Origin of the sequence: Burkholderia sp. Ap-955 (assembly GCF_011753045.1) — a bacterium.
GTDB lineage: Bacteria > Pseudomonadota > Gammaproteobacteria > Burkholderiales > Burkholderiaceae > Burkholderia > Burkholderia lata_D.
On the sequence record NZ_VWWH01000045.1, the window covers coordinates 1 to 13074 of the forward strand.

Genomic DNA, 13074 nt, shown 5'->3' on the forward strand with positions numbered 1-13074 from the left:
GACGGCGGCACCGGCCGCCGCCGCGCCAGCCGCGCCGGCGGCGCCCACCGCACCGGTGCGCGAAACCGCACCGATCGGCGACGCGGCCTACCTGCGCAACCCGGCGCCTGACTATCCGGCGTTCGCGCAGGACCAGGGCTGGGAAGGGCGCGTCGTGCTGCGCGTGCACGTGCTCGCGAACGGCACGCCCGATTCCGTCGAGGTCCGCACGAGCAGCGGCCGCCGCATGCTCGACACCGCGGCGGTGGCCGCGGTGAAGCGCTGGACGTTCGTGCCCGCGAAGCGCGGCGACGAAGCGGTCGACGGCTGGGTCAACGTGCCGATCGATTTCAAGCTGGGCTGACCCGCCGGGCGGCCCGCCACATTTTTCAAGGAACTCACATCATGAACGGTATCCCGACCACCTTCATCGTCCAGGGCGCGCTCTGGCTGCTCGTCGTCTTCTCCGTCGTCACGTGGACGCTGATCGTCGTGAAGGCGATCCAGAGCCTGCGGGCGAGCGCGCGCAACCGGCGTTACGTCAGCGCGTTCTGGGCGGCGAACAGCTTCCACGAGGCCGCGGCGCTCGACGGCGCGAACAGCCCGGTGGGCGAACTCGCCGCGACGGGCTTCGACGCGCTGCGGCGCGCCGACGAGAGCAGCGCGCACGACCTCGAACACAGCTGGAGCCGCCACGACCTGCTCGAACGGCATCTCCGGCAGCAGATCCACAACGCGCGCCGGCGCGAGGAGGCGGGGCTGGCGGTGCTCGCGTCGATCGGCAGCACCGCGCCGTTCGTCGGCCTGTTCGGCACCGTGTTCGGCATCATCCACGCGCTGACGGCGATCACGCACAGCGCGTCGGCGAGCATCGACGTCGTGGCCGGGCCGATCGGCGAGGCGCTCGTCGCGACCGGGATCGGCATCGCGGTCGCCGTGCCGGCCGTGCTCGCGTACAACTTCTTCGTGCGCCGCGTGAAGGCCGCGTCGGCCGATCTCGATGCGTTCGCCACCGATTTCGTCACGCTCGCGCAGAAGGCCGGCTTCCGCGTGCCGGCCGCCGCCGCGCCCACACCGGCACGCCGTGCCGACGACACCCGTCAGGAGGCCTTCGCATAATGGCTTTCTCCTCGTCCTCCGACAACGACGACGTGCTCAGCGAAATCAACATCACGCCGCTCGTCGACGTGATGCTCGTGCTGCTCGTCGCCTTCATCGTCACGGCGCCGCTGCTGAACAACGCGGTGCACGTGAATCTGCCGAACACGGTCGCCACGGCGCCGGCCGATCGCAAGCCGAACGTCACCGTGAGCGTCGACGACAAGGGTGTCGTGTATCTCGACAAGCGTGTGGTCGCGCTCTCCGCGGTGCCGGCCGAGCTGGCGGCGCTGAAGGCCGGCCGGCCCGACGTCGCGCTCGACCTGCAGGCCGACGAGCACGTGCCGTACGGCACGGTCGCGAAGCTGATGGCCGCGATCGAGCATGCGGGCATCACGCGGCTGTCGGTGCTCACCGCGCCGCGCGGCTGACGCGTGGTTCACGACTCCCTCTACGAACGCATCCATGAGCGTCACGGCTTCCTCCAACGTCCAGTCGATCTGGTACACACGCTGTCCGGTGCCGACGCCACTCGGCATCGCCGCGCATCTCGGCTGGCTCGACAGCGAATTCGCCGGCGACGGCATCACCGTGCGTGCGCTGCAGGAGAGCCAGCACGCGGCACTGCATCACGCGCACGTCGATCATTCGCTCGACAACGCATTCCGGCAGGGCGGCAGCATCCCCGCGCTGTGGGCGCGCGCGGCCGGCGCCGATACGCGCGTGGTCGCCCTGACCTGGGTCGACGAGGCGCAGGCGATCGTCGCGCTGCCGGAAAGCGGTCTGAAGCGGCCGAAGGACCTGCGCGGGCGCCGCATCGGCCTGCCGCGCCGTGACGGCGAGCGCATCGACATCTTCCGTGCGGCGGCGCTGCGCGGCTTCGTCAGTGCGCTGTCGCTCGACGGGCTCGGCCCCGCCGACGTCGAATGGATCGACGTCCCCGCATCGAACCTGCGCGCACCGGTGTCGACACCGGTGACGCGCGACGCGGCCTTCAGCCATCCCGCGAGCCTGTCGAGCCGCCGGCTCTATGCGGCCGAAGCGGCCGCGCTCGTGCGCGGCGAGGTCGACGCGATCTACGTGAAGGGGTCGCTCGGGCTCGAAACCGCGCACCTGATCGGCGCGCAGGCAGTCGTCGACATCGGTTTTCACCCCGATCCGCAGATCCGCATCAACAACGGGTCGCCACGGCCGCTGACCGTCAATGCGTCGACGCTCGAACGGCATCCCGACATCGTCAGCCGCTTCCTCGCGCGCGTGACCGATGTCGAAGGCTGGGCGCGCGAGCACGAGCAGGACGTGCTCGGCTATCTCGGCCGCGAGACGGGATCGGGCCATGACTGGCTGCGGCTCGCGTACGGCGCGGACGTGCACCGGCGGCTGCGCACGGATCTCGACGAAGCGTCGATCGCCGCGCTCGACGATTTCAAGCGCTTCCTCGTCGAATGGCGCTTCCTGCCGGCCGACTTCGACGTGCGCGCGTGGATCGACCGGCGTGCGCTCGACGGCATCGCGACGCTGTCTCGCGACGCCGCGCGGTGAACGCGCCGGCACGCGTCGCCGACGCATGGCGGCGCGAGCGCTTCACCGGTGGCTTCATGCTGCTGGCGCTCGCGAGCGGCACGACGATCAGCATGGCCCAGCTCGCGACGACGCTGTACGCGCTCGCGCTCGGCGTCGACAGCGCACGGCTCGGCATCATCGCGGCGATGGAACCCCTCGGCATCGCGTTGATGACGCTGCCGGCCGGGTTGCTCGTCGCGCGCTACGGCGCGCGGCGCGTGTACTTCGTCGCGAGCATGGGGCCGATGCTGCTCAATCTCGTCGTCCCGTTTACCGGCGCATGGCCGCTGATCGCGCTCACGCAAGTGTTGATCGGGCTGTGCATCCCGTTCCGGATCGTGTCGATCAACGGCGTGTTCCTCGCGCGTCTCGCGCAGATCGGCCTCGCGCGCGCCGGCTGGTACCGCGCGGCGATGTCGATCGGGTCCGGCATGGTCGGGCCGTGGCTCGCGAGCGGGCTGATCGGCGCGCATGGCGCGGTCGCGACGTTCTGCGCGGCATCGGCGAGCTTCGCGGGCATGGCGCTGTTCAGCCGGACGCTGCTCGGCGATGCGGAGCCCGCGGCGCGCGGTGCGCCGCCTCAACCCGGTGGCCTGTGCGCGTTGCTGGCGCTCGCGTGGAATCGCGACGTGCGCGAGCAACTCGTACTGGAAGCCGTGAACAGCGCGACACGTTCGCTCGCCGGCGCGTATACGGTGGTGCTGGCGATCCAGTCGCTCGGGCTGTCGCAAACGAAAGCCGTCGGGCTGCTGACGCTGCAGGGCGTCGTCGCGGTGATCGCGCTGTTCGGGCTCGGGCATGTCGCGCAACGGATGGCCGCGCGCCGCTGCCACGCGCTCAGTCTTGCCGGCGGCATGGCCGGGTTGCTCGCGCTGGGTCTCGCCCATGACGCATGGACCGTCGGCGCGGGGCTCGTCGCGCTGTGCGCCGGGTCGTCGCTGCTGCATCTCGTCAACATGCAAAGTCTCGGCCGTCATCCGGCCGACAAGAGCCAGGTGTCGAGCCTCTACAACCTCGCGTCGATGACGGGCGCGTTCTGCGGCCCGCTGGCCGGCAGCGCGCTCGTGCCGGTCGTTGGGTTGCCGGGCGTGTTTCTGTGCTGGCTTCCCGTCGTCGTGCTGGTTGCGTTCGCGTTGCGCGTGTCGACGAGGCGGCGCGAGGCGTCGCAGTCCGTGACTGCAAAGCTCTCCTGACGACCATCGGATCGGGTATTGCGGGATCCACAAGGTGTTGCGTGACAAGCAGTTTGCTTCCCGTCACAGATGCGCTTGCAGCAACACCTGTACCACGCGCATGCCGGAAGCCCCGTGCGACGGGCTTCTCGATGCTGGCATCCGAATTGCAATAGGTCACCCGTGCGTTGTGCACGCACGAGCGTTCAACCGATCAAACAGGATGACTCATCGATGTTCAGGAAAAAACTAATCGTCACCGCGCTGGGGGGACTGCTGACGGGCGGAGCCGTATCGGTGCCCGCGTGGGCGGAAGATGGCGCGGCGACGGCGGCACCGGACGCGAAGCCGGTACAACAGGGCGGGGACGATACCACCGTGGTCGCGCCGACGGCAGCCCGCGCGAACCGCGGCACGGCCGCACGCGAGACGAACCTCGGCACGGTGACGGTGACCGCGCGCCGGCGCAAGGAGAGCATCCAGGACGTGCCGGTCGCGGTGAGCGCGCTGAGCGGCGACACGATCAGGAACAACGAATTGCGCGTGGTGAACGACGTCACGAAGTACGTGCCGAACTTTACCGGGCAATCGACCGAAGGCCGCGAGCGGCCGCGCTGGTTCCTGCGCGGCGTCGGCAGCAACGATCCGTCGGACCTGTCGCTGAGCCCGATCGGCGTGTACTTCGACGACGTCTACATCAACAGCGTGTTCGGGCAGGGCTTTCCGCTGTTCGACCTCGACCGCATCGAAGTGCTGCGCGGCCCGCAGGGCACGCTGTGGGGCAAGAATACCGTCGGCGGCGCGCTCAGCATCACGTCGCAGAAGCCGACCTTCGACGTGAGCGGCTACGGCAAGGTCGGGCTCGGCCAGTACAACAGCCGGCTCGCGGAAGCCGCGATTGGCGGGCCGATCGGCAAGAACGACGTGCTGGCCGCGCGCGTGTCGGTGTATCACGAGAACGCCGACAGCTTCTACACGAATACCGTGCAGCAAGGGCGCTTCGGCGGCTTCCACGACAATGCGGTGCGCTTCCAGGTGCTGGCCGTGCCGACCTCGGATACCGACTACCTGTTCAACATCCACGGCCGCAACTACACGGGCGGCGGCAATGCATGGCACGCGCAGGGCGCGGGGCCGGGCGGCGCGAACCAGTTCGGCTTCGTCGGGTCGAGCGATCCGTACACGGTGTCGCTCAACGCGCCGTCGAGCGATCACATCTCGACCTGGGGCACGTCGCTCACCGCGCACTGGCGCATCAACCCGGCGGTGACGCTGACGTCGATCACCGCGTTCGAAGGGCTGCACCGCTGGTACCAGGACGATGAGGACTATTCCGCGTTCGACGCCGCACGCTCGCACGATCGCTTGTCGAGCCGCCAGTTCTCGCAGGAATTCCGGCTCGAATCGCCGCAGAACGACCGTCTGAGCTGGCTCGTCGGCACGCACCTGTTCACCGAGCAACTGGCCGAGCAGGGCGCCGGCGGCGGCCTGCCGGGCTCGCCGTCGCCCGCGTTCTACCACTTGACCGACCTCACGCAGCACACGCAGAGCGCGGCGATCTTCGGCAGCGTGAAATACCGGTTCACCGGCCGCTTCAACGTGACGGGCGGGCTGCGTTACACGATCGAGCGGAAGAACATCAACCTGACCGGGCTGCAGGGCACCGGCAACGTGACGTTCAGCAATCCGGGCAGCTGGTGGGATCCGTCGTCGGTGTCGTCGCCGCTGGCGGTCAGCGCGCGGCAGAACCAGACGAACACGTGGCGCGCGCCGACCTGGGACCTCACGCCCGAATATGCGCTCAGCAGCAACGTGCGCGCGTATTTCCGCTATGCGCGCGGTTTCCGGTCGGGCGGCTACAACGGCAACGCGTATACGCAAAGCACGGTGTCGACCGTGTCGCCCGAGTACCTGACCGACTACGAAGTCGGCATCAAGAGCGAGTGGTTCGACAAGCGGCTGATCGTCAACGCGAGCGTGTTCCACTACGACTATCGCGACATCCAGGTGTTCGCGCTCGCGCCGAACCCGTTCGGCGGCCCGCCGGTGTCGACGCTGTCGAATGCGGGGCAGGGGCGCGCGGACGGCTTCGAGCTGGAGCTGAAGGCGCAGCCGGTCAACAGCCTCTACCTGTTCGCGAACCTCGGGATGCTGAACACGCGCTACACGGAGTTCCGCAACGTGCCGACGGCCGTCGGCAATTCGTTCGCGCGCTCGCCGCATACCACGCTCAACGCGGGCTTCGACTATCGCGTGCCGGTGTCGTTCGGCACGCTGACGGCCGGCGGCGACGTGAACTACCGTAGCCGCGAATACTTCAGCGCGACGCGGCAGACGATGCCGCAGCTCTGGCAGGGCGGCTACACGGTGCTGAACGCGCACGTGTCCTACACGACGCCGAACCAGAAGTACATCGTGACGGGCTACGTGACGAACCTGACCAACAAGGTCTACAAGAAGCTCGAGCTGCTGCCGTCGTATGGCGCGTATCCGGTGCTGTACGGCGATCCGCGTACGGTCGGGATCACGCTGACGGCGAAGATCTGACGGGCAGCACGTGCATGAGGCGCAGGCGGCGCGTCGGCGAGCCGTGTCTGCCGCGCGTCAGATCAGCAGCGACAGCGTCCTGAACAGCGCGAGATCCGCCTTGCGTGCCGATCGCGCATGGCGGCGGATCACATGCAGCAGGCAGTCGATGAAGCAGCGCGCCGCATCGCTCAGCGTGCTGCTGCGCCGCGTGACGATCCCGAGGTCGCGCGGCTCGAAGGTCTCCTTCAGCGGCAACGCGCGCATCCGTTCGCCGAACGACGGCACGGCCGCGAGGATCGTCGGGCACCACGTGCACATGTCGGCCTGCTCGAGCATCGTCTGCAGCATCGCCACCGACTGCGCACGCACGATGCGCCGCTCGTCGATTTTGGCGCCATGGCGCGTGAACAGGTAATCGACGAGCGCGGCCTGTCCGTCGGCCGCGAAATTCAGCACCCAGTCGTGGTCGAGCAGGTCGTGAATCGACCGCGCGTGCTCGAGCGGATGGCCGGCGCGCACCATCACCGCTGTCTCGTAGCGCAGCATCGGCTCGAACGCGAATTCCTGCGTGCCGCCCGGTTGCACGTGCCCGAGCGCGAAGTCCATGCTGCCGTCGCGCAACAGCGGCTGCGCGACGGCCATCAGCGCTTCGTAGAGTTCGAGGCGCACGTCGGGCATCTGCGCGCGAAAACGCAGCACCGCTTCCGCGAGGAACGTCATCGTCAGCCACGGCGTGACGCCGATGCTCAGCCGGCCCTCGACGCGGCCGCGCATGCGCTCGAGATCGCTCTGCGCGTGTTCGAGCTGCTTCAGCACGAGCTTCGCGTGCGTGAGCAGCGTCTTGCCGTATTCGGTGAAGCCGATCCCCTCCGGCGCGCGGACCAGCAGCGGCAGGCGTTCGCTGGCCTCCAGCTCGCGCAGCGCGCGCGTGACGGCCGCCTGCGACAGCCCGAGCGTGCGCGCCGCGCCGCGGATGCTCCCGGCCTCCGCGCTCGCGACGAGCGCCTGCAGCTGATGCAGCTTGATCGTGCTCATGGTGCGCTACCCGACAACGAAAGGTTGTCATCATAACGAAACCGCGGCTGTTCGCCGGGATTTTCGCTGCCTACGATGCGGCCACGATCGGTCATTCGGGCGATCGGCAACCGGAAACCATCGAGGAGAATCGGGGTTGGACCACACACACATCCATCCGGAAATGGCGGCCATCGAGGCGGAGATGATCGCGCTGCGCCGCCGGCTGCACGCGCATCCGGAGCTTGGTTTCGAGGAACACGCGACGAGCGATCTCGTGGCCGGCTTGCTGACAACGTGGGGTTATCGGGTGACGCGCGGGCTCGGCGGCACGGGCGTGGTCGGCACCTTGACGCGCGGCCCCGGAAAGCGGCTCGGGCTGCGCGCGGACATGGACGCGCTGCCGATCCGCGAGACGACCGGGCTGCCGCACGCGAGCCGGTGCGACGGCGTGATGCACGCGTGCGGCCACGACGGCCATACGGCGATGCTGCTCGCGGCGGCGCGCTGCCTGGCCGGGCGCGAACGCTTCACGGGCACGCTGAACCTGATTTTCCAGCCGGCCGAGGAAGGGCTCGGCGGCGCGAAGCGGATGATCGACGACGGGCTGTTCGAGCAGTTTCCGTGCGATGCGGTGTTCGCGATGCACAACGTGCCGGGCCTGCCGGCCGGCGTGCTCGGTTTCTGCGATGGCCCCGCGATGGCGTCGGCCGACGAGGTGCGGGTGCGCGTGACCGGGCGCGGCGGGCATGGCGCGGCGCCGCACACGACGATCGATCCGGTGGTCGTGTGCGCATCGATCGTGATGGCGCTGCAGACCGTCGTGTCACGCAACGTGAACCCGCAGGATATGGCGATCGTGACGGCCGGCTCGATCCATGCGGGCACCGCATCGAACGTGATTCCGCCGCACGCGGATCTGGCGCTCAGCGTGCGTGCGCTGTCGCCGGACGTGCGGGCGCTGCTTGAACGGCGCATCCGCGAGATCGTGCACGGGCAGGCCGCGAGCTATGGCGCGACCGCCGAGATCGACTACCGGCACGAGTACCCGGTGCTGGTCAATCACGCCGCGGAAACCGCGTTTGCGCGCGACGTCGCCCGCGAATGGGGCGGCGATGGCGCACTGATCCCGCATCTGCGGCCGATCGCGGCCAGCGAGGACTTCGCGTTCATGCTGAACGCCTGCCCGGGCAGCTACCTGTCGATCGGCAACGGCGACGGCGCCGCCGGATGCGGGCTGCACCACCCCGGCTACGACTTCAACGACGCGTGCCTCGCCACGGGCGCGAGCTACTGGATTGCACTGGCGGAGCGCTACCTCGCGTGACGTGCCGGCATGGTTTTGACTGACGATTCACACACGGAAGGAGACTGGCAATGAAGCAGTGGAAACGGATGGCGGCGCTCGCGGTGGCGCTGGCGGCAGGGGCGGCGCATGCGGGCGACTGGGCGGGCAAGGAGATCCGCCTCGCGGTCGATCCGACTTACCCGCCGCTCGAATACAAGCTGCCCGATGGCACGCTGACGGGTTTCGGGATCGACGTCACGAACGCATTGTGCGCGGAGCTGCGTGCGCGCTGCGTGTGGGTCGAGTCGAGTTTCGACGGGATGATCCCGGGGCTGCTCGCGCGCAAGTTCGACGTGATCGCGTCGTCGATGACGATCACGCCGAAGCGGCAGCAGCAGATCGCCTTCACGAACCGGATCTCGAATGCGCCGGCGCGCCTCATCGCGCGCAAGGGCTCGCCGCTGCTGCCGACGGCCGACGCGCTGAAGGGCAAGCGCGTGGGCGTCGAGCAGGGTTCCGCACAGGCCGACTACGCGGTCGCGAACTGGCAGCCGGCCGGCGTGCAGGTCGTGTCGTACCAGAACCAGGATCAGGTCTACGCCGATCTCATGACGGGCCGGCTCGACGCGGCGTTCCAGGCATCGATCGCGGCGAGCGACGGCTTCCTGAAGAAGCCGCAGGGCAAGGATTTCGCGTTCGTCGGCGCCGCGATCGACGACGTGAAGTACTTCGGGCAGGGCGACGGGCTCGGGCTGCGCAAGCAGGACAACGACCTGCGCGACGCCTTCAACCGCGCGCTCGCGACGATCCTCGCGAACGGCACGTACCAGCGGATCAACAAGAAGTACTTCGACTTCGACATTTACGGCGCGAAGTAAGCGGCGACGCCCGGAAACGGGCGGTCACGACAATATAAATAAGGAAAACGAATGAACTGGAGATTGGCTTTCGTCGCGGTTCCGGCGCTGTGTGCAGCGCCCGCGTTCGCATTCGCGCAAGGCAGCGTCACGTTGTACGGGCTCGTCGATGCGGGCATCGACTACACGAACAACGTCGGCGGCCACAGTGCGTGGCAGATGGCAAGCGGCTTCGCGCAAGGCAGCCGCTGGGGGCTGAAGGGCACCGAGGACCTGGGCGGCGGCTACAGCGCGCTGTTCCAGCTCGAGAACGGCTTCAACGTGAACAACGGCACGCTCGCGCAGGGCGGCCGCATGTTCGGGCGGCAGGCGTACGTCGGGCTCGGCAGCGCGCGGTTCGGGACGCTGACGCTCGGCCGGCAATACGATGCGGTGGTCGACTATCTCGCGCCGACGACCGCGAACGGCAGCTGGGGCGTCTATCCGTTCTCGCATCCGCTCGACAACGACAACACCGGCAACACGTTTCGCGTGAACAACACGGTGAAGTATGCGAGCCCGGATTTCGCCGGCTTCTCGTTCGGCGGCACATACAGTTTCAGCAACGACACGGGCTTCGCGAACAACCGGCAGTGGAGCGTCGGCGCGCAGTACGAGCAGGGCGGTTTGCTGGTCGGCGCGGCCTTCCTGAATGCGGACAACCCGGGCGCGACGTCGGGCGGCGCGATCGCGGGCTCGGGGTCGGTCGGCGCCGATGCGAACTTTGCGTCGGCGCGGCTGCGGATCTTCGGTGCGGGCATCAACTACACGGCGGGGCCCGCGACCGTCGGGTTCGCTTACACGAACAGCAACGTCACGCGGCCGACCGCGAACGTCGGCTACCTGTTCGGCGACGAAACGATCGAGCCGGTGACCGGCCCGCTCGCGGGTGGCACGGTGTCGTCGATCAAGTACCAGAACTTCGAGGTGAACGGCAAATACCAGTTCACGCCGGCGTTGTTCGTCGGTGCGCAGTACGTGTACACGACGGTGCGCTACGACGCGACGACGGGCAGCGCGAAGCCGAAGATCCATTCGCTCGGGCTGATGGCCGACTACAATCTGTCTAAGCGCACGGACGTGTACCTGATGGGCGCGTACCAGCGGATCGCGGGCGATGCGACGGGCTCGTCGCTCGACCAGGCCTATATTCCCGGCGCGGCGGATCTGTCGTCGACCTCGAAGCAGCTGATGGTTCACGCGGGGATCCGCCACAAGTTCTGACGGCGCGATGATGGACGAGGCGGCGGCCCGGACTGCCCGCCGCCTCGATGCGCTCACTGCGCGACGCGGATCACGACCTTCCCGAAGTGTTGCCCCGACTGCAGGTGTGCATACGCCTGCGGTGCTTCGTCGAAGCCGAACACGCGATCGACCACCGGCCTGATCTGCTTCGCGTCGACGAGGCGCACGACATCGTCGAGCATCGCGCGGCTGCCGACCATGATCCCGTGCAGCTGCCGGATCCCGCCGATCAGCGACAGCAGCCCGAGTTCGGGGCCGGCGAAGCTGCTGAGGCCGCCGATCACCGACACGATGCCGCCCAGCTTCGTCGCGTCGACCGAGCGCGGCAGCGTATCCTTGCCGCCGACTTCGACGACCAGGTCCGCGCCCGCACCGCCGGTAAGCCGCAGCACTTCGTGCTGCCATTCGGGCGTCGCGCGATAGTTGATGGTTGCGTTCGCACCGAGTGCGCGGGCGCGCTCGAGCTTCGCATCGCTCGACGACGTGACGATCGTGCGCAGCCCCGCCGCATGCGCGAGCTGCAGCGCGACGATCGACACGCCGCCGGTGCCGAGCAGCACGACGGTCGCGCCGGGCCGCAGGCCGCCGTCGGCGAACAGCGCGTTCCACGCGGTAATCCCGGCGCACGACAGCGTCGCCGCCTCGTCATAGTTCAGATGCGCGGGAATCGCGACCAGCGCGGCTTCGTCGGATACGAAATGTTCGGCCAGCACGCCGTCGAATTGCGCGCCGGGCGACCCCGAGACTTTCTGCGGCGTGGGCGGCCCGTCGATCCAGTGCGGAAAGTACGTGTTGATCACGCGATCGCCCGGCTTGAAGCGCGTGACGTCGCGGCCGGTTTCGATGACTTCGCCGGCGCCGTCGGCGACCGGGATCAGCGCGTCCGTGCCGATGCCGAGATAGTCGCCGCGGGCGAACATCAGGTCGCGGTAGTTCAGCCCGGCGGCGTGGATCTTCACGACGACGTCGGTCGGCCCGACCGCGCGGCGTGTCGCGTCGATGCGCCGAAGCCCGGCCACGCCGTCGCCCGGTTTCACTTGCCATGCGTGCATGTCGACTCCTTTTCGAGGTAGAGCGGACTATCATAGTGTTGCGCACGGGGACGCATTGGCGAGAATTCGGCCGATGACTGTCGCCGGTGCGGATACAACCCTGTGACCCAACCGGAGCGGAATGGCATGGACGAGCGGCTGAGAGGCGTGGCCGAATTTGTCGACGTGGTGGAGTCGGGCAGCTTCGCGGCGGCCGCGCTGCGGCTCGGCGTCACGCGCTCGGCCGTCGCGAAGGTCGTCGCGCGGCTCGAACGCCGCCTCGGCGCGCGGCTCCTGCAGCGCACGACCCGCCAGCTCGGCCTGACCGATGAGGGGCTCGTCTATTACGAGCAGTGCCGGCGGTTGCTGGCCGAACTCGGCGAGACGGAGGCCGCGCTCGACGCGGGGCAGCGCGAGCCGGCGGGGCGGCTGCGCGTCAGCGTGCCCGTGCTGTTCGGGCGGCAATGCGTGGCGCCCGTCATGCGGCGCCTCGTCGAGCGCCATCCGCGGCTCGAGATCGACGTGTCGTTCAGCGACCGCGTGGCCGACCTGGTCAACGACGGCTTCGACATCGCGGTGCGTATCGGCGAGCTGGCCGACACGAGTGCGCTGGTCGGCCGCAAGCTCGGCGTGCAGCGCATGGGCATCTGCGCGTCGCCCGCGTATCTCGATCGTCACGGCCGGCCGGCGGGGCTAGACGCACTCGCGTCGCACGTCGGCATCGCGTATTCGCGCGGCGGGCAACCGACGCCATGGCGGGTCGTCGGCGCGGACGGCGCGGTGCACGACCATCGCCCGGCCGGCCGCCTGCGGCTCGACGACCTGCAGGCGATCGCCGATGCAGCCGCCGCCGGCGCGGGCCTCGCGTGGTTGCCGTGCTGGCTGATGGCGCCTTACCTGCGCGACGGCCGCCTCGCGCTCGTGATGGACAGCAACAGCGTGTCGGGCGCCGAAGTGTTCGCGGTGCGGCCGGCATCGCGCCAGGTGCCGTCGAAGGTGCGCGTCGTCATCGATGCGCTCGTCGACGAGATACCGCGCATGCTGGCGTCGGATGATTGACGCGGGCACGGTTATCGCGACTTCCCCACGAAGCATGACCGACTGACGCGGCGTATGATCGTCGCACGCCGAATCTATCGGGGGCACGCCGTCATGAAGAGGAAACAGCCGGTCGTCATCGTCATGGCCGTGACCGTACCGAACCTCACCTGTCACCCGGTGTGCCGCTGATGCGCGCGCTGGCACGCGGCCCTGGCGCT

The 13074-nt window shown here is 68.7% G+C and carries 12 protein-coding genes; 10 read left to right on the plus strand and 2 right to left on the minus strand.

The genetic code is table 11. The annotated features are described in order from the left end of the window. From F3J15_RS22230 to F3J15_RS22255, 6 genes are all read left to right on the plus strand, one after another. The coding region (locus F3J15_RS22230; RefSeq protein ID WP_205190915.1) for an energy transducer TonB at positions 1 to 343 on the plus strand (343 nt) is incomplete at its 5' end. 41 nt (positions 344 to 384) lie between these two features. Further along, the gene (locus F3J15_RS22235) at positions 385 to 1098 is read left to right on the plus strand and encodes a MotA/TolQ/ExbB proton channel family protein (RefSeq protein WP_166894050.1); all 714 of its coding nucleotides are present in this window, start codon (positions 385 to 387) and stop codon (positions 1096 to 1098) included. Continuing rightward, positions 1098 to 1508: a biopolymer transporter ExbD gene (locus F3J15_RS22240; protein WP_166894052.1), complete on the plus strand. Its 411-nt coding sequence runs from the start codon at positions 1098 to 1100 to the stop codon at positions 1506 to 1508. The genes F3J15_RS22235 and F3J15_RS22240 overlap by 1 nt, the downstream gene beginning before the upstream one ends. Before the next feature lie 34 nt (positions 1509 to 1542). Next, a complete protein-coding gene (locus F3J15_RS22245; RefSeq protein WP_166894054.1) occupies positions 1543 to 2619 on the plus strand; it encodes an ABC transporter substrate-binding protein in 1077 nt (358 codons plus the stop codon). Further along, the gene (locus tag F3J15_RS22250; protein WP_166894057.1) at positions 2616 to 3833 is read left to right on the plus strand and encodes an MFS transporter; all 1218 of its coding nucleotides are present in this window, start codon (positions 2616 to 2618) and stop codon (positions 3831 to 3833) included. Before F3J15_RS22245 ends, F3J15_RS22250 begins: the two co-directional genes overlap by 4 nt. 213 nt (positions 3834 to 4046) lie before the next feature. Then, complete coding sequence (locus tag F3J15_RS22255; RefSeq protein ID WP_166894059.1) at positions 4047 to 6359, plus strand: TonB-dependent receptor; 2313 nt, start codon at positions 4047 to 4049, stop codon at positions 6357 to 6359. A 57-nt stretch (positions 6360 to 6416) separates the two neighbouring features. Here the strand turns inward: F3J15_RS22255 and F3J15_RS22260 are convergent, their stop codons facing one another. After that, a complete protein-coding gene (locus tag F3J15_RS22260) occupies positions 6417 to 7376 on the minus strand; it encodes a LysR substrate-binding domain-containing protein (RefSeq protein WP_166894061.1) in 960 nt (319 codons plus the stop codon). Between the two features lie 184 nt (positions 7377 to 7560). On the opposite strand from F3J15_RS22260, the gene F3J15_RS22265 reads away from it, so the two are divergent. Genes F3J15_RS22265 through F3J15_RS22275 form a run of 3 tightly spaced genes read left to right on the plus strand, consistent with a single transcriptional unit; the run spans position 7561 to position 10763 of the window. After that, complete coding sequence (locus F3J15_RS22265) at positions 7561 to 8682, plus strand: M20 aminoacylase family protein (protein WP_166894133.1); 1122 nt, start codon at positions 7561 to 7563, stop codon at positions 8680 to 8682. Between the two features lie 50 nt (positions 8683 to 8732). Further along, positions 8733 to 9521 carry an ABC transporter substrate-binding protein gene (locus tag F3J15_RS22270; RefSeq protein WP_166894063.1) on the plus strand — a complete coding sequence of 263 codons (789 nt, stop codon included), beginning with the start codon at positions 8733 to 8735 and terminating at the stop codon, positions 9519 to 9521. A 51-nt stretch (positions 9522 to 9572) separates the two neighbouring features. Further along, positions 9573 to 10763, plus strand: coding sequence for a porin (locus tag F3J15_RS22275; RefSeq protein ID WP_089486489.1), 1191 nt, complete (start codon positions 9573 to 9575; stop codon positions 10761 to 10763). Between the two features lie 53 nt (positions 10764 to 10816). Here F3J15_RS22275 and F3J15_RS22280 read toward each other — a convergent pair whose 3' ends face one another. After that, on the minus strand, positions 10817 to 11836 hold the full coding sequence (locus F3J15_RS22280) for an NAD(P)-dependent alcohol dehydrogenase (RefSeq protein WP_166894065.1): 1020 nt from the start codon (positions 11834 to 11836) through the stop codon (positions 10817 to 10819). Positions 11837 to 11962: 126 nt separating this feature from the next. On the opposite strand from F3J15_RS22280, the gene F3J15_RS22285 reads away from it, so the two are divergent. Next, positions 11963 to 12874, plus strand: coding sequence for a LysR family transcriptional regulator (locus F3J15_RS22285; protein WP_039354427.1), 912 nt, complete (start codon positions 11963 to 11965; stop codon positions 12872 to 12874). Positions 12875 to 13074 lie beyond the last annotated feature (200 nt).